Source organism: Streptomyces sp. NPDC021225, assembly GCF_044332865.1.
Lineage (GTDB): Bacteria > Actinomycetota > Actinomycetes > Streptomycetales > Streptomycetaceae > Streptomyces.
In genome coordinates this window covers 1,357,021-1,380,947 of the sequence record NZ_JBIRPV010000001.1, presented here as the reverse complement: position 1 = coordinate 1,380,947, position 23,927 = coordinate 1,357,021, and the positions used below count along the sequence as shown (strand labels likewise).

Annotated in this window: 22 protein-coding genes, 1 pseudogene and 1 riboswitch; of the genes and pseudogenes, 10 read left to right on the top strand and 13 right to left on the bottom strand. The window is 72.2% G+C overall.

Annotation, left to right across the window (positions count from 1 at the left end; genetic code table 11):
- Window positions 1–196: 196 nt before the first annotated feature.
- The 3 genes from ACH4S9_RS06350 to ACH4S9_RS06340 are packed head-to-tail and all read left to right on the top strand — an operon-like array spanning window position 197 to window position 5,180.
- Complete coding sequence (locus ACH4S9_RS06350; RefSeq protein WP_385351780.1) at window positions 197–1,327, top strand: AAA family ATPase; 1,131 nt, start codon at window positions 197–199, stop codon at window positions 1,325–1,327.
- A complete protein-coding gene (locus ACH4S9_RS06345; protein WP_398370139.1) occupies window positions 1,327–2,754 on the top strand; it encodes a DUF58 domain-containing protein in 1,428 nt (475 codons plus the stop codon). The genes ACH4S9_RS06350 and ACH4S9_RS06345 overlap by 1 nt, the downstream gene beginning before the upstream one ends.
- Window positions 2,751–5,180 carry a DUF3488 and transglutaminase-like domain-containing protein gene (locus ACH4S9_RS06340; protein ID WP_311724730.1) on the top strand — a complete coding sequence of 810 codons (2,430 nt, stop codon included), beginning with the start codon at window positions 2,751–2,753 and terminating at the stop codon, window positions 5,178–5,180. The genes ACH4S9_RS06345 and ACH4S9_RS06340 overlap by 4 nt, the downstream gene beginning before the upstream one ends.
- A gap of 227 nt (window positions 5,181–5,407) precedes the next feature.
- Here ACH4S9_RS06340 and ACH4S9_RS06335 read toward each other — a convergent pair whose 3' ends face one another.
- The 3 genes from ACH4S9_RS06335 to ACH4S9_RS06325 all read right to left on the bottom strand — a co-directional run bounded on the left by ACH4S9_RS06335 (window position 5,408) and on the right by ACH4S9_RS06325 (window position 7,583).
- Entirely contained in the window at window positions 5,408–5,803 is a 396-nt protein-coding gene (locus ACH4S9_RS06335; RefSeq protein WP_311724729.1) for a DUF3040 domain-containing protein, read from the bottom strand.
- A 281-nt stretch (window positions 5,804–6,084) separates the two neighbouring features.
- Window positions 6,085–6,867, bottom strand: a complete 783-nt coding sequence (locus ACH4S9_RS06330) for a methyltransferase (RefSeq protein WP_311724728.1) — start codon at window positions 6,865–6,867, stop codon at window positions 6,085–6,087.
- Window positions 6,868–7,046: 179 nt separating this feature from the next.
- Window positions 7,047–7,583, bottom strand: a complete 537-nt coding sequence (locus ACH4S9_RS06325) for an SAV_6107 family HEPN domain-containing protein (protein ID WP_385348887.1) — start codon at window positions 7,581–7,583, stop codon at window positions 7,047–7,049.
- A gap of 273 nt (window positions 7,584–7,856) precedes the next feature.
- On the opposite strand from ACH4S9_RS06325, the gene ACH4S9_RS06320 reads away from it, so the two are divergent.
- A complete protein-coding gene (locus ACH4S9_RS06320) occupies window positions 7,857–8,555 on the top strand; it encodes a TetR/AcrR family transcriptional regulator (RefSeq protein ID WP_398370136.1) in 699 nt (232 codons plus the stop codon).
- Window positions 8,556–8,921: 366 nt separating this feature from the next.
- Window positions 8,922–10,469, top strand: a complete 1,548-nt coding sequence (locus ACH4S9_RS06315; RefSeq protein WP_398370134.1) for a phytoene desaturase family protein — start codon at window positions 8,922–8,924, stop codon at window positions 10,467–10,469.
- A gap of 78 nt (window positions 10,470–10,547) precedes the next feature.
- Here ACH4S9_RS06315 and ACH4S9_RS06310 read toward each other — a convergent pair whose 3' ends face one another.
- From ACH4S9_RS06310 to ACH4S9_RS06290, 5 genes are all read right to left on the bottom strand, one after another.
- On the bottom strand, window positions 10,548–11,519 hold the full coding sequence (locus ACH4S9_RS06310) for a hypothetical protein (RefSeq protein WP_398370132.1): 972 nt from the start codon (window positions 11,517–11,519) through the stop codon (window positions 10,548–10,550).
- Window positions 11,520–11,558: 39 nt separating this feature from the next.
- On the bottom strand, window positions 11,559–12,476 hold the full coding sequence (gene metF, locus ACH4S9_RS06305; protein WP_311724722.1) for a methylenetetrahydrofolate reductase [NAD(P)H]: 918 nt from the start codon (window positions 12,474–12,476) through the stop codon (window positions 11,559–11,561).
- Between the two features lie 145 nt (window positions 12,477–12,621).
- Window positions 12,622–13,284, bottom strand: coding sequence for a thiamine phosphate synthase (thiE, locus tag ACH4S9_RS06300; protein WP_311724721.1), 663 nt, complete (start codon window positions 13,282–13,284; stop codon window positions 12,622–12,624).
- 157 nt (window positions 13,285–13,441) lie between these two features.
- Complete coding sequence (locus ACH4S9_RS06295; RefSeq protein ID WP_311724720.1) at window positions 13,442–13,807, bottom strand: Rv2175c family DNA-binding protein; 366 nt, start codon at window positions 13,805–13,807, stop codon at window positions 13,442–13,444.
- A gap of 114 nt (window positions 13,808–13,921) precedes the next feature.
- A complete protein-coding gene (locus tag ACH4S9_RS06290) occupies window positions 13,922–15,100 on the bottom strand; it encodes an NAD(P)/FAD-dependent oxidoreductase (RefSeq protein WP_385348908.1) in 1,179 nt (392 codons plus the stop codon).
- A gap of 212 nt (window positions 15,101–15,312) precedes the next feature.
- A riboswitch (TPP riboswitch) is annotated at window positions 15,313–15,426 on the top strand.
- Between ACH4S9_RS06290 and thiO the strand changes: the two genes are divergently transcribed.
- The 4 genes from thiO (at window position 15,424) to ACH4S9_RS06270 (ending at window position 18,224) form a co-directional block, all read left to right on the top strand.
- Window positions 15,424–16,665: a glycine oxidase ThiO gene (gene thiO / locus ACH4S9_RS06285; RefSeq protein WP_398370129.1), complete on the top strand. Its 1,242-nt coding sequence runs from the start codon at window positions 15,424–15,426 to the stop codon at window positions 16,663–16,665. It overlaps the preceding riboswitch by 3 nt.
- Before the next feature lie 8 nt (window positions 16,666–16,673).
- Window positions 16,674–16,874 carry a sulfur carrier protein ThiS gene (thiS, locus tag ACH4S9_RS06280; RefSeq protein WP_385348906.1) on the top strand — a complete coding sequence of 67 codons (201 nt, stop codon included), beginning with the start codon at window positions 16,674–16,676 and terminating at the stop codon, window positions 16,872–16,874.
- 43 nt (window positions 16,875–16,917) lie between these two features.
- On the top strand, window positions 16,918–17,745 hold the full coding sequence (locus ACH4S9_RS06275; protein ID WP_398370530.1) for a thiazole synthase: 828 nt from the start codon (window positions 16,918–16,920) through the stop codon (window positions 17,743–17,745).
- Window positions 17,746–17,771: 26 nt separating this feature from the next.
- Window positions 17,772–18,224 carry an SRPBCC domain-containing protein gene (locus ACH4S9_RS06270; protein ID WP_398370127.1) on the top strand — a complete coding sequence of 151 codons (453 nt, stop codon included), beginning with the start codon at window positions 17,772–17,774 and terminating at the stop codon, window positions 18,222–18,224.
- Here the strand turns inward: ACH4S9_RS06270 and ACH4S9_RS06265 are convergent.
- Window positions 18,221–20,161: a transposase gene (locus ACH4S9_RS06265; protein WP_398370125.1), complete on the bottom strand. Its 1,941-nt coding sequence runs from the start codon at window positions 20,159–20,161 to the stop codon at window positions 18,221–18,223. The two genes, ACH4S9_RS06270 and ACH4S9_RS06265, sit on opposite strands and share 4 nt — an antisense overlap.
- Window positions 20,162–20,329: 168 nt before the next feature.
- On the opposite strand from ACH4S9_RS06265, the gene ACH4S9_RS06260 reads away from it, so the two are divergent.
- A complete protein-coding gene (locus ACH4S9_RS06260) occupies window positions 20,330–20,533 on the top strand; it encodes a helix-turn-helix transcriptional regulator (protein WP_398370123.1) in 204 nt (67 codons plus the stop codon).
- A gap of 181 nt (window positions 20,534–20,714) precedes the next feature.
- On the opposite strand, the gene ACH4S9_RS06255 is transcribed toward ACH4S9_RS06260, so the two are convergent.
- The 4 genes and pseudogenes from ACH4S9_RS06255 to ACH4S9_RS06240 form a co-directional block, all read right to left on the bottom strand.
- A complete protein-coding gene (locus tag ACH4S9_RS06255; RefSeq protein ID WP_398370528.1) occupies window positions 20,715–21,140 on the bottom strand; it encodes a hypothetical protein in 426 nt (141 codons plus the stop codon).
- Window positions 21,141–21,169: 29 nt separating this feature from the next.
- On the bottom strand, window positions 21,170–21,409 hold the full coding sequence (locus ACH4S9_RS06250) for a hypothetical protein (RefSeq protein ID WP_398370121.1): 240 nt from the start codon (window positions 21,407–21,409) through the stop codon (window positions 21,170–21,172).
- A 703-nt stretch (window positions 21,410–22,112) separates the two neighbouring features.
- A complete protein-coding gene (locus ACH4S9_RS06245; RefSeq protein WP_398370562.1) occupies window positions 22,113–22,949 on the bottom strand; it encodes a hypothetical protein in 837 nt (278 codons plus the stop codon).
- A 229-nt stretch (window positions 22,950–23,178) separates the two neighbouring features.
- Window positions 23,179–23,358 (bottom strand): annotated as a pseudogene (locus tag ACH4S9_RS06240) (helix-turn-helix domain-containing protein); the annotation flags it as partial.
- Window positions 23,359–23,927: the final 569 nt, after the last annotated feature.

The window sequence follows — 23,927 nt, the reverse complement described above, 5'->3', positions numbered from 1 at the left end:
TTTAAGTCCCCAAAGCCCTCCACTCCCGACAAATCACTCCGGGTTATCCACAGCCGAGTGACGAGATGAGGCAGGGACCGCAAGAATGCGTATGTGACATCGCCTCCCGCGGCTTGCGGGGGGCCGATGTCAGCGTGTTGCGGTGGGCCGGTCCGTTCCGAGGGCAGCGGCCCGAGATCGGGCCGAGGAGGGCCGGGTGACGACCTATGACGAGCGAGCGAGCCTCAGCGATCTGACCACCACAGCGGAGCGTGTCCGCAGGTCGGTGGAGGGTGTGATCGAGGGCAAGCCCGAGGTCGTGCGGCTTTCGCTGACCGTGCTGCTCGCTGAAGGACATCTGCTGCTGGAGGATGTCCCGGGCGTGGGGAAGACCATGCTCGCCAAGGCGCTGGCGAAGTCCATCGACTGCTCCGTGCGCCGGATCCAGTTCACTCCCGACCTGCTGCCGTCGGACATCACCGGTGTGAGCGTCTACGACCAGCAGCAGAAGGACTTCGAGTTCAAGCCGGGCGCGATCTTTTCCCAGATCGTGATCGGTGACGAGATCAACCGGGCCTCGCCCAAGACCCAGTCGGCGCTGCTGGAGTCGATGGAGGAGCGGCAGGTCACCATCGACGGGCAGACGTACGAGCTGCCGACCCCGTTCATGGTGGTGGCCACGCAGAACCCGATCGAGATGGAGGGCACCTACCCGCTGCCCGAGGCGCAGCGCGACCGCTTCATGGCGCGCGTCTCGATCGGCTATCCGAGCCCGCAGGCCGAGCTCCAGATGCTGGATGTCCACGGCGGTGTCTCCCCGCTGGACGATCTCCAGCCGGTGGCCCATGCCCATGAGATCGCCAAGCTCGTCGAGACGGTCCGCGAGGTCCATGTAGCCGAGGCGGTCCGGCGGTACACGGTCGACCTGGTCGCCGCCACCCGCAACCACCCCGATCTGCGGCTGGGCGCGTCCCCCCGGGCGACGCTGCATCTGCTGCGGGCGGCCAAGGCGTCCGCGGCGCTGGCCGGCCGGGACTTCTGCCTGCCCGACGATGTGCAGTCGCTGGCCGTCGCGGTGCTGGCCCACCGGCTGCTGCCCACCGCGCAGGCCCAGCTGAACCGGCGCACCTCGGAGCAGGTGATCTCGGAGATCCTCCAGCGCACCCCGGTGCCCAGCGCCGCGCCCCGCGGCGCGGGCCCGGTGCCGCCCGGCCCGGTGCCGCCCGGCGCGGCCCCGATGCCGCCCCATGGGGCCCCGATGCCACCCGGCGCCGGTCCGATGCCGCCCGTGCCGCCCGCGCCCCCGGTTGAGTACGGCCAGCAGCCGCCGGGCGCGCGGAGGCTGTGATGACGGCAGGGGGGGCACCCATGGCCCCCGGCTACGACGACGGGTACCGCGAGGGCGATCGCGAGGGTGATCGTGAGGGCAAAGAGGACAAGCGGGGGGTGCGTTCGGCGCTGGCCGGCCTGACCACCCGCGGCCGCTCCTTCCTGGCCGCCGGTGTGGCGGCCGCGGTGTGCAGCTATGTCCTGGGGCAGGCCGATCTGCTGCGGGTCGGGCTGCTGCTCGCGGCGCTGCCGCTGGTGTGCGTGGCCGTGGTCTACCGCACCCGCTACCGGGTGGCGGGCAGCAGACGGCTCGCGCCCGCGCGGGTCCCGGCGGGCTCCGAGGCCCGGGTGCATCTGCGGATCGACAATGTCTCGCGGCTGCCCACCGGTCTGCTGATGCTCCAGGACCGCGTGCCGTATGTGCTCGGGCCCCGCCCCCGCTTCGTGCTGGACCGGGTGGAGCCGGGCGGCCGGCGCGAGGTGTCCTACCGGGTCCGCTCCGATCTGCGCGGCCGCTATCCGCTCGGTCCGCTACAGCTGCGGCTGAACGACCCGTTCGGGATGTGCGAGCTCACCCGCTCCTTCAGCGCGTACGACACGCTGACGGTCGTGCCACGGGTCGAGCCGCTGCCCCTGGTGCGCTTCGCGGGTGAGGCCGCGGGGTACGGCGACGGGCGGCATCGCTCGCTCGCGCTCGCCGGCGAGGACGACGTGATTCCGCGCGGCTACCGCCACGGCGACGACCTGCGCCGGATCCACTGGCGGTCCACCGCCCGCTACGGCGAGCTGATGGTCCGCCGGGAGGAGCAGCCACAGCGCGCCAGCTGCACGGTGCTGCTGGACACCCGGCTGGTGGCCCACCAGGGATCGGGTCCCGACTCGGCCTTCGAGTGGGCGGTCTCCGGCGCCGCCTCGGCCGCGCTGCACCTGCTGGAGCGGGGCTACGGGGTCCGGCTGCTGACCGACACCGGCACCTCGGTGCCGGGCCCGGACAGCGGGGGCGGCTTCACCGGCACCGGCCATGACTCGGCGGACACGGCCGGGCTGATGCTGGACACCCTCGCGGTGGTGGACCACTCCGAGGAGGAGGGGCTCGCCCGTGCCTATGAGGCGCTGCGCGGTGGCAACGAGGGACTGCTGGTGGCGTTCCTCGGCGATCTGGACGAGGAGCAGGCGACGATGGTCGGGCGGATGCGGCACCGCACGGGGACGGCGGTGGCGTTCGTCCTGGACGGCGCCGCCTGGTCCCGGGGCGCATGGGCCGCGGACCCGCGGGAGCTGGAGGACCAGCTGCGGATGCTGCGCGAGTCGGGGTGGACGGCGCTGCCGGTCGCCCCGGGCGCCACGCTGGCGCAGCTGTGGCGGCAGGCCGACGCCCAGGGCGGCATCGGGGCCGACGCCGGCTCGCCCATGGCGGGCGGCGGCATGACAGGGGGGTGGGCATGAGCGGAAGCGTGCGACTGGCGATATGCGCCGCGCTGGCGACGGTGGCGGCGGGCTGCGCGCTGCTGCCGCTGGTCGACAAGCCCGGCTGGCTCGTGCAGGCCGGGCTGCTGCTGGTGATCCAGAGCGCGGTGGGCGCGCTGACCCGCCGGGTGCCGCTGGCCCGCCCGCTGACGGTGGCGGCGCAGGCCCTGGCGGGCCTGCTGCTGCTCACGTTCACCTTCGCGCGCCATGAGGCGTTCGCCGGGGTGCTCCCGAGCCCGCAGGCCTTCCAGGAGCTCGGCGATCTGCTGCGGCAGGGCACCGTCGACGTGGGCCAGTACGCGATCCCGGCACCGGTCACCGACGGCATCCGGCTGCTGCTGGTGGGCGGGGTGCTGGTGATAGGGCTGGTGGTGGACGCGCTCGCGGTGACCTTCCGCAGCGCAGCGCCCGCCGGGCTGCCGCTGCTCGCGCTGTACTCGGTCGCGGCGGGCCTGTCCGACGGCAGCGACGACTGGCTGTGGTTCCTGCTGGCGGCGGCCGGCTATCTGCTGTTGCTGCTGGCCGAGGGGCGGGACCGGCTGTCCCAGTGGGGCCGGGTGTTCAGCGGCGGCGCCCCGCGCCCGTACGGGATGGCTCCCTCCGGCCTTGCCGGGGCGGGCGGCGGCCAGCCGCTGGCCCCGGTCCGCACCGGCCGCAGGATCGGCGCGCTCGCGCTGGGCATCGCCGTGGCGGTGCCGGCGGTGCTGCCGTCCCTGGACGGCGGGCTGCTGGACCAGCGGAACGGCGGCAGTGGCGGGGGCGGCGGAAGCGGCACGATCTCGGCGGTGAATCCGCTGGTGTCGCTCCAGGACAGCCTGAACCAGCCGGAGAACCGGGAGGTGCTGCGGTATCGCACCAGCTCCCAGTCCACCCAGGACATGTATCTGCGGATCGTCGCGCTGGACAAGTTCGACGGGACGACGTGGAAGTCCTCGGAGAGGCATGTCCAGGACGTGCCGGACAATCTGCCGACCCCGACGGGTCTGGGCCCCTCCGTCCGCGTCTCCTCGGTCGACACCACGATCACGGCCGCCGACTGGTACGCGCAGAACTGGCTGCCCCTCCCCTACCCCGCGATGCAGGTCGACATCGACGGCCGCTGGCGCTACGAGCCGGAGGGCCGGACCCTGGTCGGCGACCGCGGGCAGACCACCCGTGGCGCGCGGTACAAGGTCAACAGCCTGGTCGTGGAGCCGACGGCGGCGCAGCTTGCCGCCGCGCCGCCGGCTCCGGCGCAGCTGCTGCGGGAGTACACCGAGGTGCCGGAGTCACTGCCGGCCGTGGTCGCCCGCACGGCGCGCCAGGTGACCGCGGGCGCCTCGAACGCGTATGAGCAGGCGGTGAAGCTCCAGGACTGGTTCGCGGTGAACGGCGGATTCCGCTACGACACGCGGGTGCAGTCGGGCAGCGGCTCGGCCGCCATCGTCAGGTTCCTGCGGCAGAAGGAGGGCTTCTGCGTCCACTTCTCCTTCTCCATGGCGGCCATGGCCCGGACGCTGGGCATCCCGGCCCGGGTGGCCGTCGGGTTCACCCCCGGCTCGGCGAATGCGGACGGCTCGGTGTCGGTCGGGCTCAAGGACGCCCACGCCTGGCCCGAGCTGTACTTCGAGGGCGTCGGCTGGACCCGCTTCGAGCCCACCCCCAGCCGCGGCAGCCAGCCCGACTACACGATGGAGCAGACGCCGTCCGGCGACTCCACCGATGAACCGACGTCGGCGCCCACCGCGTCCGACGAGCCGTCGGCGGCGCCCTCGGCGTCGGACAGCTGCGCGCAGGACAGGAGGAAGGCCGGCGAGTGCGGAGGGGCCGTGGGCGAGCAGCCCGACAACACCTCCTCGGGCGGCGGCTGGTCGATGAGCACACAGGTCGGCTGGAGTTCGTTCGCCGCGCTGCTGATCGTGATCCCCCTCCTGCCGATGCTCTGGCGGCAGCGCGTCCGGTCCCGCAGACTGAGCGGCTCCGGCGGACGCACCGAGCAGGACGCGGCCGACCGGGTGCTGGCGGCCTGGCGGGAACTGCTGGACACCGCCTGGGACTTCGGCATCGTGCCCGACGACTCCCAGACCTCGCGCAACGCGGTGGCCCGCATCGTGCGGATGGGTGAGCTCGATCCGGAGGCGGCCGAGGCGGCGCGCCGGGTGGCGGCAGCGGTCGAGCAGGTGCTGTACGCACCGCAGCCGCGTCCGGTTGCGGGCCTCGGTGACGAGGTGCGGCTGGTGCTGGCCGGATTCCGGGCCAAGGCCGGGCGCTGGGCCCGGCTGCGGGCGCTGCTGGCCCCGCGGTCGGGGGTCCGGGTGGTGTGGGCCGCGTCGGCGCGCTGGTCCGCTCTGGTCGAGCGGTGGGGCGCGCCCCGGTGGGCCCGGTGGGTGTCCGGGCTGCGGCGCCCGAGCCGCCAGCGGGGCTGACGGCAGCCGGGAACAACCGGCACAGGGAAGCGTGAGGGGCGGTCGCCATCCGGCGGCCGCCCCTCACGTCTCACGTATGGCGCGCTGTCGTCTCTTGTGCCGTGAATGCCTTGGTGTCACAGGCGCCTGCTGTCACAGGCGCCTGTGACAGCGACGCGTGACGCATCGATGTGCGCGTTTGCACGCGCGGCGGGCACAAACCGCCGCGCGTGCTCGCCGACGTTGGCTCAGTGGCCCTGCTCGTCGCGGCGGCGCTGCCACCGCTCCTCGATCCGGCTCATCATGGACCGGCGCGAACGGCTCTGGCCACGGGCCGCGGGCCCGCCCGCCTGGGGCCGCTCGCCGGGCTTGGGCGCCTTGCGCCAGCCGGTCACCGCCAGCCCGGCGCACCCCAGCATGACGAGGAAGCCCACCACGCTGATCCAGATCTGCTGCGGGATGATCACGCCGACCATCAGGAGCGCAACGCCTACCAGAAAGCCCGCGATCGCCTGATAGACCCGTCGCCGGGTGTACGTGCGCAGGCCGCTGCCCTCAAGCGCTGTCGCGAACTTGGGGTCTTCGGCGTACAGCGCTCGCTCCATTTGCTCGAGCATGCGCTGCTCGTGCTCCGAGAGCGGCACGGAGTCCTCCTACTCGTCGGTCGCGGGGGGCGACCGGGGTGCGACCCTTTCAGGATAGGCAGGGAATCGCCCCCGTGAAACCCGCCCCTCTGCGCCAATTCGCCACCAGTACGCGCGCGGCGCTTGTTGACGCTGAGACGTGCATTCCCCTCCCGCCGATCCGCCATGCCGGACGGTGTACCTCGATCATACGGGGCCAGGCGGCCGATCGGGGGGCCTGTGGCCTACTCCACCTGCGCGGACCGCTCAGACGGTCACCGAGGCCGGACGGCCGGTAGCGGTCAGTCGCGCTCGGCGAGAACGTGCAGCTGGGTGGCCACGGCGTGGAAGGCGGGCAGCTCGGCGGCCGCGGCCTCCAGCTGAAGCAGGGCCTCCAGGGCGTCGGGCTCGGTGTCGACCAGCACGCCGGGCACCAGATCGGCGAAGACCCGCACGCCGTGCACCGCGCCGACCTCCAGGCCCGCCTCCGTGACCAGCTCGGTCAGCTGCTCGGGGGTGAAGCGGCGGGGCATCGGGTCACCGGCGCCCCAGCGGCCCGCCGGGTCGGCAAGCGCTTGCCGGGCCTCGGTGAAGTGGCCGGCCAGCGCCCGGGCGAGCACCGCGCCGCCGAGGCCCGCGGCGAGCACGCTGAGGGTGCCTGCCGGACGCAGGGCCGCCACCGCGTTCCGCAGGCCCTCGGCCGGGTCGTCCACGTACTCCAGCACGCCATGGCACAGCACCACGTCATAGCCGCCGCGCTCGGCCACGTCGAACAGGTCGGAGGCGTCGCCCTGGACCCCGCGCACCCGGTCGGCGACCCCGGCCTCGGCGACCCGCCGCTCCAGCGCGAACAGCGCGTTGGGGCTCGGGTCGACCACCGTGACACGGTGGCCGAGGCGGGCGACCGGCACCGCGAAGTTGCCGCTGCCGCCTCCGGTGTCGAGCACCTCCAGCACACCGGGCACGCGCTCGCCGGCGTCGGGGCGCTGGCCCGCGGCCTTGACCCGGCGGTCCAGGGCGTCTTTGAGGACCTCCCACACCACGGCGGTACGGAGGGACGCACGGGGGCGCAGCGGATCTGACACGGCGGGTGGCTCCTCGGCGCGATGCCGCCACCGCCTCCGGCGGTGACGACGAGTTACTGACGTCGACGCTCCCAGCCTATTGCCTCCGCCGCCCCGCGCCGCGCGCCGGTCCGGGGGCCGCGCCCCCGGACCGGCTCCCGCGCCCCCGGAACCTGCCTCCCGGGCGCCGGGAGCGGGGCCTACGCGCCTTCCTTCCCGCCGGGCACGGCCGACTGTGGCTGCTGGGGCAGGACGGGCTGGAGGGACAGCATCCGCTCGACCAGGCGCAGGAACATCGCGACGGCGCGCAGCAGATCGTCTGCCTCCCGGCAGGTCGCCGCGCCCGGTATGCCCGCCTCGGCGCGGGCCCTTCGATCGGCGCCCGCGGCGAACAGGGCGCTCCACTCGGTCAGTTCGGGGGCGACTTCGGGCAGCACTTCCCAGGCACTGCGGATCCGCGCGCGGCGGCGCGCGGTGGGCTCGGGGCGGCCGCGCACGGCGAGCACGGCGGCCGCCGTGCGCAGGGCGGCCAGATGGGCGGTGGCGAAGCGCTCGTTGGCGGTCTCCAGGCCTCCGGCCTCCTCCAGGCCCTGGTGTGCCTGGGAGAGCAGGTCGAGCGCGGCGGGCGGCGCGGACGCGCGGCGCAGCACGGGGTGGACATCGCTCGCGGGACCGGTCAACGAAGGGGCAGGGGCGGCGGCGGCACGGTGCCGGCGCGCTGCGGCGGTACTGGCCATGACGAACCTCCTGTCGTCGCGTGGCGGCCGGCTGTGTGGTATAGCGACCGCCGTATGGACCCATCGTGGGGCACACCACTGACAATCCCCTCTGACCTGCGCGAACGTCTCGCAGCACCGCGGCGGCCCTCGCACGCCGCCCGGTCCGCGCGGCGGGGGCGGACCGGGGGCGCGCCGGGTCGGTAAAAGGGCCCGTCCGGATCCGGACATGTGATCGTCTTGGGTAACGGACCTGTGAGCGGGGCCACTTCGGCAGCGTGCACAATCAGCGCCATGGACAGCAGCAGCACGCGACGCCAGGCCACCCGGCAGAAGCTTTTCGAGGCAGCGGTCACCCTCATCGCGGAGCAGGGGTTCTCCTCCACCACGGTGGACGAGATCGCCGAGCGGGCCGGAGTGGCCAAGGGCACGGTCTACTACAACTTCGCGAGCAAGACCGTGCTCTTCGAGGAGCTGCTGCGGCACGGCATCGGGCTGTTGACCGCCTCGCTTCAGAGCGCCGCCGACGAGACGGCCGAGCGCGGCGGCAGCCATGCCGACGCGCTGGACGCGATGGTCCGCGCGGGCCTGCACTTCATCGCGCGCCACCCGGCGCTGACCCAGCTGTACGTGGCCGAGCTGTGGCGCACCAACCGCGCCTGGCAGTCGACGCTGATGGTGGTGCGGCGGCAGGCCACGGCGGTGATCGAGTCGGTGCTGCGGGAGGGCGTGGCCGCGCGGGAGCTGAGCGAGGACGTCGACATCCCGCTGACGGCCTCGGCGCTGTTCGGGATGGTGCTGGTGGCGGCGCTGGACTGGCAGTCGTACCAGCCGGAGCGGCCGCTGGACGATGTGCACGCCGCGCTGTCGCGGCTGCTCCAGGGACGTGTGGTCGGAGCCCCGGCCAAGGGGGTCGGAGCCCTGGCCAAGGGCGTCGGAGCCCTAGCCAAGGGCGTCGGAGCCCCGGCCGAGGGCGCCCGGACCTCGGGGTGAGCCCGGCCCGACCGGCCGGACAGGGCCCCGGCCACCACCGGGCCCCCTGTTCTGGCGCGGTTCGAACCCCGATCGAACCGCGCCGGAAGAGGGGCGCTCCCGGCAGAGCCGGGGGAGCCTCGCCCCCCCGTAATCCCCCACGGTTCCCGTGGGGGACCCCGGCCGGGTCGCCGCGCCGTTCCGCCGCCCCGTGTCGGCGGTCCGGCGCCGCGCCCCTTCCGCGCTCACCACTCTCCCGTCCGTGCAGGTCATACCCCATCCGCGCGGCTACTCATCTGACCGCCTAGGTACACGTACTCAAGCCCTGGGCACTCGTCCCCAGGCCGCGGTGCCCGGTTGTCGGTGGCGGCGGATAAAGTCGCGGTCATGGCACGGATTGCGGTGATCGGCGCTGGGATGGGCGCCATGGCGGCCGCCGCCCGGCTGGCCGTCGCGGGCCACCAGGTGGCGGTGTACGAGCGCGGGCGGACCTACGGCGGCGGGGTCGGGCGCTTCGAGCGGGACGGCTTCGCCTTCGACACCGGCCCCGGCCTGCTCCATCTGCCCGCGGTCTATCGCGATCTGTTCGTGAAGACCGGCAAGGAGACCCTGGAGCAGTCTGTCGAGCTGACCCAGGTCGACCCCGCGAGCAGACATGTCTTCGCCGACGGCACCAAGGTCACGCTGCCCAACGCCTCGCGGGCGGGGGTCGTCCGGGCGCTGGACGACGCCTTCGGCGCGGGCGCGGGCGAGCGCTGGAGCGACATGGTCAACCGGGCGCGCGAGGCGTGGGACGCCACCCGCAGGCCACTGCTGGAGGAGCCGCTGCGCGCGGACTGGCGGACCCTGGGCCGCGATCCGTATCCGGCGCCGGTCCGCCGCGGGATCTCCGGGTGGCTGCGGCGGGACGGCGGGCAGCCGGCCACCCTCGCCGACGTGGCGCGCCGCGAGCTGAAGGACCCCAGGGCCGTCGCCCTGCTGGAGAGCCACGCCGTCGCGCACAGCCTGGATCCGCGCACCGCTCCGGCCGCCGCCGCGGTGCTGCCCTATCTGGAGCAGACCTTCGGCAGCTGGTATGTGCGCGGCGGGATGCGGGCGCTGGCCGACGCGCTGTACGAGCGCTGCCGGGCGCGGAGGGTGCGGTTCAGCTTCGATGCCGAGGTCGTCGGCGTCCTCGAGAAGGACGGCCGCGCGGCGGGCGTGGATCTGGCGGACGGCTCGGTGGCGGAGGCTGACGCGGTGGTGGCCGCCGTCGACCCGGCGCTGCTGCCCGCGCTGCTGGGCGGGGCCGAGCCGTGGCGCGAGGGCGATGTGCGGCCCGGCGGCGGGGTGGCTGGGCGGCTCACCGTCCTCCTCGCGCTGCGCGGCGCCCGCCCCCAGGGCACGGCACACCGCACCGTGGTCCACGCCCCGGATCGCGCCGCGGAGCTGGCCGCCGTCTTCGGCGCGGCGGGTGACGGCCACGACGGGCTGCGCGAGCCCTGCCCCCACCCCACGGTGACCGTGCTGCGCCCGGACGACCCCACGACCCGCCCCGACGAGGACCACGAGGCCGTCACGCTCACCGCCACCGTCGCCCCGCACGGCCCGGTGGACTGGATAGACGGCACGGCCGCCGAGGAGGACGCGGAGCGGCTCGTGGCGGCCGCGGAGGCGGCCATACCGGGGCTGCGCGACCGGCTGCTGTGGCGCGAGGTGCGCACCCCCGCCGACACCGCCGCGGACACCGGCGCCACGGGCGGCGCGGTGCCCGGGCCCGCCCTGGCCGGCGCGGAGGGCCGCTTTCTGCGGCCCGCTAACCTGACCCGGCTGCCGGGCCTGTATCTGGCGGGCGGCTGGGCACATCCGGGCGGCGGGCTGGCCCATGCCGGGATGTCCGGCGCGATGGTGGCCGGGCTGATCGTCGACGGCGCGGAGTGGCGCGGCTCGCAGTGACGCGTTGACGCGACGGGGCAGTGACGCGACGGGGCGGCGCGGGAAGCCCCGCACCGCCCCGTCAAGAGCCGTCAGCCGTCAGTAGCGATACCGCTCGTCGTAGCCGCCGTTGTTGTAGTCCTGCTGCTGGTACGGGTACGGCGGCTGGTCCTGCGGGAGCCCCGTGTCGCCATCGCGCTGCTGGGGGACCCACCCCCCGCCGGGCTGCATCCCCGCGTCGGGGGCGTACTGCTGCTGCCCGCCGTACGAGGGCTCCGCGGCGTAGTGGTCGCCGTGGCCCCCGCCGCCGTACTGGTCCTGCCCGTAGGCGGCGTACTGCCCGGCGTACTGCTGGTGCTGATCGGCGTACTGCTGACCGCCCTGCTGCTGACCGCCCTGCTGCTGCTCGTACCCCTGCTGCTGGGAGCCGCCGTACGGGTCGGTGTAGCCCGCGTACGCCCCGGCGTCGTACCCGTACTGCCCGGCTTCCGCGTAGACGTCCTGGCCGTTGCTGTGGCCCTGGGCCGCGGCGTAGTCCTGGCCGTCCTGGGTGCCGTAGCCGCCGTAGCTCTCATAACCGCCGTAGCCGCCGCCGGGCCCGGCGGCGCCCGGCGCCGCCTGCGCGGCGGCCTGCGCGGCAGAGCCGCCGTAGACGCCGTACTCGCCCGTGTCGTCGGGCAGCGGCTCCGGCCGGTACGCGGGCGGCTCCTGCTCGGCCACCGGGACCGCCTCCAGGTCGGAGACCTGGAGCGTCGGCTCGGCGTCCATCGCGGGCGGGGCATCCCTGTCGTGGTCATCGCCGCGGCTCAGCCCCGGCACCCCGCGCAGCGCCCACCCGGCGGCGAAGCCGCGCCGGAAGGACAGCGTGACGTACGTCTGGCCGATCGCGAAGGTGATCGCGCCCGCGCCGATCACCGGCACGGACGGGATGAGCACGCCGACCACCACCCCGAGGAAGCCGGTGAAGGCGAGGAGCCGCCAGCGCAGCCGCGCCTTGTATTGCAGCAGCACCTCTCCCAGCAGCCACAGCGCGACGACGCCAAACGCGATGTAGAGGACCGTCCAGCCCATGCCCGCCCCTCTCGTGCGGCCGCCCGTCGGCTGCCGTCCTCAGGACCGCTGATGCAGTCCCAGATTCTCGTAGATCTCCAGTGTCGCCGGGGAGTGGTTCAGCGTAATGAAGTGAAGTCCGGGAATCTCCTCGGCCATCAACTGCGCGCACAACTCCGTGGCGTAGTCGATTCCGATCGAGCGTACAGCCGCCGCGTCGTCCTTCACCGCCAGGATCCGCTCCGCGAGGTCCGGCGGGAAGGCTGCGTTGCTCAGCTGCGCGAACCGTTCGATCTGCCGAACGTTCGTGACGGGCATGATCTCAGGGATGATCGGCGTCGTACAGCCCGCTGCGGCGACCCGGTCGCGCAGCCGCAGATAGTCCTCCGCGTAGAAGAACATCTGGGTGATCGCGAAGTCGGCGCCCGCGCGGCACTTGTCCACGAAGTGGCGGATGTCGGTGTCCCAGTCCGTGGAGCGGGGGTGCATCTCGGGGAAGGCCGCGACGCCGACGCAGAAGTCCCCCGATTCCTTGATCAGCTGGACCAGTTCGGCGGCGTAGGTGACACCGTCGGCGTTGCGGACCCACTCGCCCATCGGGTCGCCGGGCGGATCGCCGCGCAGCGCCAGCATGTTGCGGATCCCGGCGTCCGCGTACTGTCCGATGACGTTGCGGAGCTCGGCGCGGGAGTGGTTGACGGCGGTGAGGTGGGCGACCGGGGTGAGCGTGGTGTCGGTCGCGATGCGCTCGGTGACGCGCACGGTCCCCTCACGGGAGGAGCCGCCCGCGCCGTAGGTCACGGAGACGAAGGTCGGTGAGACGGCTTCGAGCCGACGGATGGCGTTCCACAGTGTCTGCTCGCCCTTCTCCGTCTTCGGGGCGAAGAACTCGAAGGAGTACGACTGCTCGCCTGACGCGAGCAGATCACGCACCGTCCGCGCGCGATCCGTCCTGGTGGAAGCTGTGCCAAGGGCCATACGGGAAGGTTAGCCAGCACTGGGGCGCACGCCCAGTGGACCGAGGCGTTATGCCCTTTTCGCCGGGTCCTGGTCCGCACTGCGGACACCCTGCCGCCGACGGGCGGCCAGGGCGCCCCGCACCGGCGGCCCGCACCGGCGGCGCTCACAGGTCGAGAGCGCGCACCCGCTTGGCCAGCTCGGCGGCGGCCGCGCCGGGGTCGTCGGCCTCGGTGATCGCCCGCACCACGACGACCCGCCGGGCCCCCGCCTCCAGCACCTCGTCCAGATTCGAGGCGTCGATGCCGCCGATGGCGAACCAGGGCCGCGCGGGCTTCAGGGCGGCGGTGTGGCGCACCAGCGACAGCCCGGGGGCGGACCGCCCCGGCTTGGTGGGGGTGGGCCAGCAGGGCCCGGTGCAGAAGTAGTCGACGCCGGGCTCGGCGGCCGCGGCCTCCGCCTCGGCCGGCGCGTGAGTGGACCGCCCGATCAGCGCATCCTCGCCGAGGATCGCGCGCGCCGCCGGGACCGGCAGATCGCCCTGGCCCAGATGCAGCACATCGGAGCCGATGGCATGGGCGACGTCCGCCCGGTCGTTGACCGCCAGCAGCCTGCCGTGGCGGCGGCAGGCGTCGGCGAACACCGCGAGGTGGTCCAGCTCCTCGCGGGCCTCCATGCCCTTGTCGCGCAGTTGGACGATGTCCACCCCCGATCCCAGCACGGCGTCCAGGAACTCCGGCAGATCGCCCTGGCGCCGGCGCGCGTCGGTGCACAGATAGAGCCGGGCGTCGGCGAGCTGCCGGCGGGCGGTGGTGGCGGCGGTGGCCATCGGGACGGCTTTCCCCCTGGATCGGCGGCGTACGGGCCGGAGCGGCCGGCCCGTACGCCGCGGGTGGTGATTCGGCGGTTGGTGATTCAGACGGTAGGGACGGTACGGATGGTGCGAACGGTGCGGATGGGTGCGGCGGGTCGGCCGTGGCTTCGGCTCATACGGCGAGCGCCTGGGCGCGGCGCTTCACCTCGGTGCCACGGTTCTCGCGCAGGGCCTGGGCCGGGGTGCCGGGGAGGCTCGGGTCCGGGGTGAAGAGCCACTCCAGCATCTCCTCGTCGCTGAAGCCGTCGTCCTTCAGCAGTGTCAGGGTGCCCACCAGGCCCTTGACGACCTTTTCGTCACCGATGAACTCGGCGGGCACTTGAAGCACCCGGTTCTCGCCACGGCGCACCGCGATCAGCTGACCCTCCTTGACCAGCTGCCGCACGCGCGTCACCTCGACGCCGAGCCGTTCGGCGACGTCGGGGAGGGTGAGCCAGGCGGGGACGAGAGCATCGATCTTTGCGTCAATCTCGGTCACGGGACAAGCCTGCCATCTAGGACTGACAGTGGGTAGTCGGGCACCCGGCACAGCCTCGGCCCAGCCGCCGTCCGCCGGCCCGCGGCCGGGGGCGCCGCCGGGGCGCGGCGAGGATCACAGGACCGCCGACTTCAGCGGCACCGACGGGTCCACGGCGCGGGCGCGGTCCAGCCGGGAGCCCTGTTCGATCAGCTTGCGGCCCTGGGCCAGATCGCGCGGACGGCCGACCGCCAGCAGGGCGACCAGCGCCCCCTCGCGCAGCCAGCACACCGACCAGGCCGCGCCAGACGGGTCGCCGCGCCAGACGAGTTCGTCGGCGGCCGCGTGGTGGCCCGCGTACTGCACGAAGCGGCCGAACTGCTCGGACCAGAAGTACGGCACCGGGTCGTAGACCGAACCGGTGAAGTGCGCGGTCCGGCTGCCGACCACATTGGTGGCGACGGTGCGCGGCCCCTGGAGGGCGTTGTCCCAGTGGTGCACCAGCAGCCGCTCGCCGTAGCGGGCGGAGGGGAACGACGCGCAGTCCCCGACGGCGTAGACGTCCGGCACGGTGGTGCGCAGCTGTTCGTCGGCGACGACGGACCGGTCCGCGGCCAGCTCGACGCCCGAGCCGGCCAGCCAGCCCGTAGCGGGCCGCGCCCCGATGCCGACGACCACCGCGTCGGCCGGCAGCCGGGTGCCGTCGCCGAGCAGCAGCCCCTGCTCGTCCACGGCGGCCACCGCCGCGCCGGTGATCAGCTCGACGCCGTAGTCGGCGTACCAGTCGGCCATGGGGGCGGCGACCTCGGCGGGGAGGGCGCTCGCCAGCGGGCGGTCGGCGGCCTCCACGACGGTCACGGCGCAGCCCGCCTCGCGCGCCGCCGTGGCGAACTCCGCGCCGATCCAGCCCGCCCCGACCACCACGATCTCGCGCTGCCCGGCGAGCACCGGGCGCAGCCGCTCCGCGTCGTCGAGCGTGCGCAGCAGATGCACCCCCGGCACGCCCTCGGAGCCGGGCAGGGTGATCGGCTCGGCGCCGGTGGCGATCACCAGGACGTCGTACGGCACCGGCCCCGACTCGGTCTCCAGCCGCCGCGCGCCGGTGTCCAGGCCCGTGACGGACACGCCGAGCCGCAACTCGACGCCGAGCGCCTCGAAGTCCACGTCGAAGGCGGAGCCCTCGGCCTTGCCGAGCAGCACGGCCTTGGACAGCGGCGGCCGGTCGTACGGCTGGTGCGCCTCGGCGCCGAGCAGCAGGATGGAGCCGGTCCAGCCCTGGTCGCGCAGCGCGACGGCGGTCTGGACTCCGGCCATTCCCGCGCCGACGATCACCACCTGCCGGCCGTTGCTCTCCGGGGATGCCGACTTCGTCGTCGTCTCATCGCTCACACGATCACTCTAGGACGGTGTGCGGTGCCGACCGGAGAACCGACGGACGAGATCTCCGGCACAGCGGGCACTGGCACACCCCGTGGCCGGGGGCTCGCCCTTCCGGGCGGTTCCGGCCTCGTACTAGGGTGGCGGGACGAAGCTCTCGCGGGAGCCCGGACGCACCGGGCTGAGAGGGAGGCTGAAGCGGCCTCCGACCGTACGAACCTGATCCGGGTCATGCCGGCGAAGGGAGGGGCGTCACGCCCATGCACGCATCATCACGTACGCCGTCACGCACATCCTCGGGTACGCGGCCATCCTCGGGTACGCGGCCGGACGGGTCGTACGACGCGCTGGTCATCGGAGGCGGCGTCATCGGCCTGGTCACGGCGTGGCGGGCGGCCCTGCGGGGCCTGCGCACCGCCGTCGCCGACCCGGCGCCCGGCGGCGGCGCGGCCCAGGTCGCGGCGGGGATGCTCGCGGCCGTCACCGAGCTCCACTACGGCGAGCAGACGCTGCTCGCGCTCAACCTGGCCTCCGCGCGCCGCTATCCGGACTTCGTGGCCGAGTTGGAGGAGGCGAGCGGCCAGGACGTCGGCTATCGCGCCTGCGGCACGCTCGCCGTGGCCTTCGACCCCGACGACCGCGCCCAGCTCCGCGAACTCCATGACTTCCAGCGGCGGCTCGGGCTGGAGTCGCAGTGGCTGACGGGGCGCGAATGCCGCCGCCTGGAGCCGATGCTCGCGCCGGGCGTGCGCGGGGGCCTGCGGGTGGACGGGGACCACCAGGTCGACCCGCGGCGGCTGGCGGCGGCGCTGCTGACGGCGTGCGAGCGAGCCGGGGTGGTCTTCCACCGGTCCCGCGCGGAGCGGCTGACGCTCTCGGCGGACCGCGCGACCGGCGCCGAACTCGCCGACGGCACACGGCTGGCGGCCGAGCGTACCGTGCTGGCCGCGGGCAGCCTCAGCGGACGGCTCGCGGGCGTCCCCGAGGACGCGCTGCCCCCCGTGCGCCCGGTCAAGGGCCAGGTGCTGCGGCTGCGCGTGCCGCCCGCGTACGCACCGTTCCTGTCCAGGACCGTACGGGCCGAGGTGCGCGGCGGGCATGTCTATCTGGTGCCGCGCGAGAACGGCGAGCTGGTCGTCGGCGCCACCTCGGAAGAGCTCGGCTGGGACACCACGGTCACCGCGGGCGGCGTCTACGAACTGCTGCGCGACGCCCATGAGCTGGTGCCCGGCATCACCGAGCTGCCGCTCGTCGAGACCTGCGCCGGGCTGCGCCCCGGCTCCCCCGACAACGCGCCGCTGCTGGGCCCGAGCGCGCTGCCCGGGCTGTCCGTGGCCACCGGCCACTACCGCAACGGCGTTCTCCTCACCCCCGTCACGGGCGATGTCATGGCCGAGGTGCTGACGCGCGGTGAGCTCCCGGACGAGGCCCGGCCGTTCTCACCGCGGCGCTTCCCCGCCGCCCACCCCACCCCACCCGTACCGCAGGAGCAGCCCGCATGAGCGCCTCCATGACCGTCTCCGTGAACGGCGAGCCCCGCGAGCTCCCCGGCGGCACGACCCTCGACCTGCTGGTCGCGGAGCTGACCCGGGCGCGCTCGGGGGTCGCCGCGGCAGTCAACGAACAGGTCGTCCCGCGCGGCCAGTGGCCCGCCACCCCGCTCGGCGACGGGGACCGGGTCGAGGTCCTCACCGCGGTCCAAGGAGGCTGAACCCCGGATGGCCGAAACGATGCACAACACGACGTACACCACGATGCGCCCTGCCCCGGACCCGGACCCGGACCTCGATCCGGACCCGCTCACCATCGCGGGGACCGCCTTCTCCTCCCGTCTGATCATGGGCACCGGCGGGGCGCCCAGCCTGGAGATCCTGGAGCGCTCGCTGCTGGCCTCCGGCACGCAGCTCACCACCGTCGCGATGCGCCGCCTGGACCCCACCGTGCAGGGCTCGGTCCTGTCGGTGCTCGACCGGCACGGCATCCGCGTGCTGCCCAACACCGCCGGGTGCTTCACGGCCGGGGAGGCGGTGCTGACCGCCCGGCTCGCGCGGGAGGCGCTCGGCACCGACTGGGTGAAGCTGGAGGTGGTGGCCGATGAGCGCACCCTGCTCCCCGACCCGGTCGAGCTGCTGGACGCCGCCGAGACGCTGGTGGACGACGGCTTCACCGTCCTGCCGTACACCAACGACGACCCGGTGCTGGCCCGCAGGCTGGAGGAGGTGGGCTGTGCCGCGATCATGCCGCTGGGCTCCCCCATCGGCTCCGGTCTCGGCATCCGCAATCCGCACAATTTCCAGCTGATCGTCGAGCGCGCCACGGTCCCGGTGATCCTGGACGCGGGCGCGGGCACCGCCTCGGACGCGGCGCTCGCCATGGAGCTGGGCTGCGCGGCGGTGATGCTGGCGTCCGCCGTCACCCGGGCGCAGGAACCCGTCCTGATGGCCGAGGCCATGCGGCACGCGGTCCGGGCCGGACGGCTGGCCCACCGAGCCGGCCGCATCCCGCGCCGCCACTTCGCCCACGCGTCCTCACCCGCCGAGGGGCTCGCCGCGTTCGACCCGGAGCGCCCGGACTTCGGGTAGGCCGGTGAGCGGCTAGCGTGGGTGGCATGGTGGCCGACCGGATCGAGCGCGAGGTGTACATCCCGGCGCCCGTCGACCGCGTATGGCGGGTGCTGACGACCCCGGAGCACATCCGCGCCTGGTACGCGTTCGGGGGCTGCGAGATCGACCCGCGCCCCGGCGGGACGCTCCGCTTCCGCTGGGACGAGCAGGGCGAGTTCCACGGCCGGGTGGAGCGGGCGGTGCCGGACGCACTGTTCCGCTTCCGTCTGGCCAGCGAGCCGGACCAGCCCCTGGGCGCGGCGCCGGGCGACTCGACCCTGGTGGAGTTCGCCCTCTCCCCCGAGGGCCCCGGCACCCGGCTCCGCCTGGCCGAGAGCGGCATCCGGGCACTCGCGGTCCCGGACGCCGCGAAGGCCAAGCACGCGGAGTACGCGGCGGCGACCTGGACCACCGCGCTGGAGGAACTGGCCGCGCTGGCCGCCGCGTCCCACAACTAAGACTTGATCCGCAGTTCACCAGGGGGTGAGCTGTGGACTGCACGCGGGGCGGGGTCCGGGCTTTCCGACGTGGTCACGCACGGGGCGTGTCTCATCCGGGGTCGCTCGGTCCCGCCGTCCGGCGTTCGGTGAGCAGAGGTCCCAGGCTGACGTGGGACTGCCACGCGACCAGCACCCCGAGGGGTGTTCTGGCACGGTGTGGTTGACTCACTCAGGGCCTCTTCCAGCCCTTCGTTGAAGATGATCTGTGCGTGCCGCGACCTGGCGGAATCCAGTCGGGCCGTCTTGGGGTCGTCGGGGTCGGCCAGGTCCACGAAGGCGGCCAGCGCTGCGGATACCAGGTCGCGTTTGCCGACGAGTGCGCAGGCAATGCACTTGTGTTCCCGGTCGCGCAGGGACTTGGTGACGCGCTCGCCGCACAGGCAGTGCTGGGACAAGGCCGTTGACCAAGTGGAGGCGCGTACGAGGCGGCCACCGGCGGCCTTACATTCGATGTCCAGGGCGGAGATGAGCGTGCCGGGCGTGGTCTGGGAGAGGCGCTTGCCCCACAGCCGGTACCAGGTGCGGATGTCGCAGTCCTCCACCGTGAGACGGGGGCCGTGGACGGCGATGATCTCCCGTGCGATCTGGCGGGCGCGGTGGCGCCGGTACTCGGCAGCGGACGCGGCGGCTTCGGCCTGGCGGGCGCGCATCTCCCAGTAGTTGCGGGACAGCCAGTCGCGGCGGAACGCCTGCTTCGGCACCCCATCCAACCGTGCGGCACGTGCACCGCCCGGCACCGTCACGGCCTTGGGCCCCAGACCCTTCGCCGCCCGGCGCTCCGCCCTTCGGGCCTGTCTCTTGGACAGTCCGTACTGGGTGGCGTTGGTGGCCCGGCGGGAGCGCTCCAGCGCCCGCGCGCGGGCCCGCTTCTTCTTGGCCTCCTTCTCCAGCCGCACCCGCTCCTGTTCGGTCAGCGTGATCTCCGAGGAGGCCGGGGTGCCTTCGTCGAGGTCCAGGGATGCGGGGAAGGAAACGACAGACAAGTTGGAGACGTTGCCGTCCACCCCGCCGATCCGGCCCAGCTCGGCGGCGCGCTGCCGCATCTGCCGGACAGCCGGGGAGGCGTGACCGGGGCGGAGGACCATCAGGCGCGCCTCGTACACCCAGCCGCCAGGCGCGGATGCCTTGCGACGGCGTACGAGATCCACCTTGTGCCAGCAGCGCGGATCGGCGAGGAAGTGCTCCACCCTGGCCCACTGGCCCGGCCCCTGCGGGATACGGACGGGCAGCACGAAGTCACCGCGCCTGCCGACTGGCCCTCCGGCGAACACCACGGCCAGCGGGCCGGTGTGGTCCCACCAGTTCGCCTTCCGCATGCCCGGCTTCCCGGCGGCGGCGAGCTTGCCGGTGGGGACCTTGCCACCCGGCACAGTCGGCTTCGGCATCCGGCGCGGCTGCATCAGGTCGTGCCGGCCGCCGTCGGTGTAGGCCATGGCGTGCCCGTGGAGGGTCCCGACCAGGCGAAAGGTCTCCCACTTGTTCTCGGTGGTGTGGGAGCGAGCGCGGCCCGGAATGCGGGTGAGGTCGTACCACCGCCCGACTTTGGGGCGGCCAAAGCGCTTGCCTGTGTTGTCGGCGAACAGGTGGCGGGACACGCCGTTCCACACCTCGTCAGCGATGTGCATGGCGAGGGCCTTGCTGGCGTGGTGCTTGAGGTGTCCAGCGTTCTCCAGATGCCGGTAGGCGCAGCGTTCCAGGGCCTCACGGGACAGGCCGAGGCGCTGGCGTACAGCCTTCGCGCCATCTCGGTCGCGCTCGTGCTTCGCCGCCCAGTAGGCATCGACCTTGGCGCGGGCGTCGCGCTGAACGGCCCGCTTGATCGACCACATCGCGCCGAACAGCTTCTCCAGCCGGGCCAGGTCGGTGGGGTCGGTCACGGCCAGACGCAGCACCATCACGGACACGATCCCGTCGTCGGGCTTTGTCCACTTCGAGGCCTTGTTCTTCCCCCGGAACTTCCGCGTCTGCGCAGCCCCCGTGACCGTCACCCCCCCCCAAGAATTAGTTGACCTAAGAACACTACACGATGAATTCAGCTATGACAATCAAGGTAGAGTGGGTGAATGAGCGCTGAGATTCCTGGTTATCTCGACGCACGGCAGACGGCAGAACGTCTGAAGATCACCGTGCAGCACGTCTACAACCTGAACAGCTCCAACAACGACTTTCCCAGCGCCCTTTACGTGGGGCGCACCCCGCTGTGGCCGGAGGACCGAATCGATGCATGGCGGAAGCGGCACCCGCTGCGTGGAAAGCAGATGAGCTAAGCGCGCGGTACGCGGCAGTCCAGTGCAGGGGCGGACCGGGGCCGGAGCCTCAAGCGCGTCCGCTCGGCGTGGGCACGTCTGCCCATCGAACTCGGGGCTTGTCCGGTAGGGAGCGCCACTGATCCCGCACGGCCGGAGGCTACGGGGGAGCATCTCCGACCATGCGGGCGTCATTAGCAGGTCAGCCGGTGTCGTGACCGGTCCCGATGAGGTAGCCGCCGAGTCCGGCAACCACCATGAAGGTGGCCAGGACCAGCGGCCCGGCGAGTCGCCCCTGACACGCCACGGCGCGACGCCAGCAGGCGCCCCAGCGTCCGGGGGCGCGGTGCGTGGCGGGCGCCTGGCTGACGGTGCTGGCGCTGCGGGCCGGGGGCAGCGTGGCCGTGCCGTGTCCGTTCGGGGTGTGCACGGAGGCCGCGCGCCAGTGACGCTCAACGGTCACAAGGAACTGACCATGATTCGGTTCTTGTTGCTGGGTGCGGAGGATGGCCCAGCGCGCAACGAGACCGGGATCGCTGTCCACCCGCCCCGACGTGGCCGGGCACGTCATGCACTCGGCGCGATAGATCCCGTCCAGCGCACCCTGCGCGCGTTCGGCACTGAGCACCAGGTCCAAGCTTCTCAGGATGGTTCGCGTCACTGCCACGCCCCCGACGCGAACCGGCAGGGACGGGTGATGATCTCCCGATAGGTGAAGTGCTCCGGGTTCGCCTTCAGGTGACCGGTCGCCCACGTGTGCGCGGCGGCCTGGTCATCGCTGGCCTCCCCAGCCTGCTCGCACACCGCGCACTGCATGGTGAACGTGAGCGGTTCGGCATCAGGCTCGGTATCGGGGATGAGCTGGAACTCACAGAAGCGGCAGATGGCCCGAGTCATCTCCCCCCCTTCCGGCGGGAGCCCTCCTCTTGCTGTGATCGGGGTGTCGTCTCAGTAACACCGCACAGTCGGTGACCTTGCTCAGGTCCCCCGTTCGACGCGCCGCTTCCTTCTCGCGCTCCAGGCGGGCGCACTCCACACAGTTCGCGCTCATGACACTCCCGCCGCACGCCGCGCCTCTTCCAGCCGTCGCGCTATGTCACACGACTGGTCGGGCGTGCACGTCTCGCATTCGGCCCGGTGCATGAGATACGCCGCTTGAAGTTGCTGAATGTCGGCGGTGCGGGGGTGTTCGGAGACTTCGCGCTCAGGCAAGGCAACCCCCCGCCGAGCGAAGATCTTCCGGGCGTGCCTGCCATTCCTTGCCTCCGAACTGGAGCCCGAGCATGACGTATGGTCCACCCCAGCTCATGCAGATACCGACACGATCTTCGGCCATATCTCGTACGAGCGACACCACGTTCGGGTGACTGTGGCTAATCTTGCTCACGGCTGCCTGCCTCTCACATCAGGTGGTCCGCGCCCCCGGGCCCGACGCACATCGGTTGCGGGGGTACTTGCTGACTAGACGTCAGACCCTAGAAAGAGGCAGGGGTGCCGGTCATTAGCGAGTTGAAGCAGATTAGGAACCTGCCATCACCGCTACTCGCGTTCTGCAGTAGCGGCTACGCAGTAGTGCCACGAACTACTGCATAGCGTGTAGTCAGGCAGCGACGCCAAGTATCGCCATGATGTGGCGCTGCTCTCCCGTAAGCCTCCGCTTGCGCTTGCGGGCAATCTTCTCCATCACGTCTCGCGCGTCCTTCTGATGACGCAGCCACTCGGCGCCCTGCTGATTCTCGATGGCCGTCAACCGTTCGAAAGCCTTGTCGAACTCTCGAACTTCGATGTAGGCGGACGCCACGGTGAGCCTGTGGCGGTTCTTGTCTGTCCCGGAGAGACCAGGGGTTTTCAGTAGGGCGCGGTCAGACAGTTGGGCTTTGTCGGTCGATTCTTCGATGACGCGGTAAGGGTCACCGTCCGACTTGATCAGTTCCTCTTCGAGGGTCTTCATACCTACTACAGTTGAGTCGAACCCCGCGAAGCGCTGAACGCCGACGGGCTTCACACCTAGCGCGGAGGCAGCAGACGCGGCAATCCGACCCGCTTCTCCCGCAGCGTCATCCCGGTTGTTCCGGACGGCGGAGGCAGCACTCGCAAGGGCCAGCCAACCCCACACGACCAGCCGTTCCGGTTCCGCCGTTGAGATGCGCGGCTCTACGCGGTCTGCCGCCTCTACCGCCACGCGCTCAGCCTCATCCAGACGACCCTGCCGCAACAGAAGATAAGACATGGCCGCAACGGCGAATGCTGCCGTATTGGTGTCGCCAATCTCGCGAGCGTCACGGATCGCGCCGGACAGGGCACGGTACGCAAGATCGTATTGCCGGACTTGCGTCAGATAGCGCCCCCCCGAGAAGGTACGCCTCAGCCCGTGTAGCCAGTGCTCGGTTTCGCTCTTCTCCGCTATCGAAATGGAACACGGCGGAGTCAGCGTCACGGATAACCTGCGGAAGCCTCTTCGCGAGTGCCCTAAAGCCCAAGGTGTCGTACGCTGCTGCCCCGCTCCTGATCACCTCCAAGAGCGCGGGCAAGTCGGGCTCTTCGCTTGTTTGACGCGTTGGGTCTGTCAGGCTGATTGGAGGAGTGAGAGTGTTTCGCAACTCGACGAGCCCAAGCCGGGAACTGTCTTCGTTGACGGGATCGGGAGTGTCCGGCGCCATGAGCTGAGAGGTCTTGACGTGAAGGGCGCGGGCGATTTTGTTCAGCGTCTCGATGCGGACGCTTCCGCCTTGCTCCAGTTTCGCGACAGTGGAGGGTGCGAGCCCCGCGGTATACGCAAGGGTTTCCTGAGTGATTCCGGCCGCCATCCTGTGGCGCCGAAGGTTCTCGCCAATTTCCGGTAACATCTCTTACCCGCCTAACTCGAACGGCATTGGCTCAACTACACGGTACGCCGCTGTAGTCCCAAGCGCCAAAGGTCGATGACTGGTTGCACCCTCGCATGACCGCCGCAACGCGAGAGATATATATTTTGTCATGAAATGCGAGGAAAGACCCTTCCGGCTGCGCGCCGAGGTCGTCAACGAAGGCTTATGCCACGCCGGATGTGGCCCCGTATCAGCCATCAGGCACAGCCAGTACGGGGCATGGTAGGTCAGCCCACGGCACGGCCATCTCGGTCGGCATGGTCTCGGATCTGCGATTGCCCAGAATCCGCGAGCGGCGAATACCGGCGCCGCAACGAGGGTGCCAGCCCCTCGTCAATCGGAGGAATCTTCGGGATAGCGCTGCCCCGGGCCTTCACCGCTCCAGACCGTCGCTCTTGCTGCGCTGGCGGCGCTGGTTGAATCGCTTCGGGACAGGGCCCGGCATGGCACCACCTCCAATAACTGGTCATTTAAGGATGATTGAGGACAGAATGCATGGGGCGAGGCGCGCGCGAAGCGTGGTAACTCCGAATGCGCGCGACGCCGCC

Coding starts and splice junctions, on each gene's coding strand:
- ACH4S9_RS06345 (WP_398370139.1), top strand. CDS start 1,327: ATGACGGCAGGGGGGGCACCCATGGCCCCCGGCTACGACGACGGGTAC.
- ACH4S9_RS06340 (WP_311724730.1), top strand. CDS start 2,751: ATGAGCGGAAGCGTGCGACTGGCGATATGCGCCGCGCTGGCGACGGTG.
- ACH4S9_RS06325 (WP_385348887.1), bottom strand. CDS start 7,583: ATGGCCAGTACCGCCGCAGCGCGCCGGCACCGTGCCGCCGCCGCCCCT.
- ACH4S9_RS06320 (WP_398370136.1), top strand. CDS start 7,857: ATGGACAGCAGCAGCACGCGACGCCAGGCCACCCGGCAGAAGCTTTTC.
- ACH4S9_RS06315 (WP_398370134.1), top strand. CDS start 8,922: ATGGCACGGATTGCGGTGATCGGCGCTGGGATGGGCGCCATGGCGGCC.
- ACH4S9_RS06310 (WP_398370132.1), bottom strand. CDS start 11,519: ATGGGCTGGACGGTCCTCTACATCGCGTTTGGCGTCGTCGCGCTGTGG.
- metF (WP_311724722.1), bottom strand. CDS start 12,476: ATGGCCCTTGGCACAGCTTCCACCAGGACGGATCGCGCGCGGACGGTG.
- thiE (WP_311724721.1), bottom strand. CDS start 13,284: ATGGCCACCGCCGCCACCACCGCCCGCCGGCAGCTCGCCGACGCCCGG.
- ACH4S9_RS06290 (WP_385348908.1), bottom strand. CDS start 15,100: ATGGCCGGAGTCCAGACCGCCGTCGCGCTGCGCGACCAGGGCTGGACC.
- thiO (WP_398370129.1), top strand. CDS start 15,424: ATGCACGCATCATCACGTACGCCGTCACGCACATCCTCGGGTACGCGG.
- thiS (WP_385348906.1), top strand. CDS start 16,674: ATGACCGTCTCCGTGAACGGCGAGCCCCGCGAGCTCCCCGGCGGCACG.
- ACH4S9_RS06275 (WP_398370530.1), top strand. CDS start 16,918: ATGCGCCCTGCCCCGGACCCGGACCCGGACCTCGATCCGGACCCGCTC.
- ACH4S9_RS06270 (WP_398370127.1), top strand. CDS start 17,772: ATGGTGGCCGACCGGATCGAGCGCGAGGTGTACATCCCGGCGCCCGTC.
- ACH4S9_RS06265 (WP_398370125.1), bottom strand. CDS start 20,161: ATGGTGCTGCGTCTGGCCGTGACCGACCCCACCGACCTGGCCCGGCTG.
- ACH4S9_RS06260 (WP_398370123.1), top strand. CDS start 20,330: ATGAGCGCTGAGATTCCTGGTTATCTCGACGCACGGCAGACGGCAGAA.
- ACH4S9_RS06250 (WP_398370121.1), bottom strand. CDS start 21,409: ATGACTCGGGCCATCTGCCGCTTCTGTGAGTTCCAGCTCATCCCCGAT.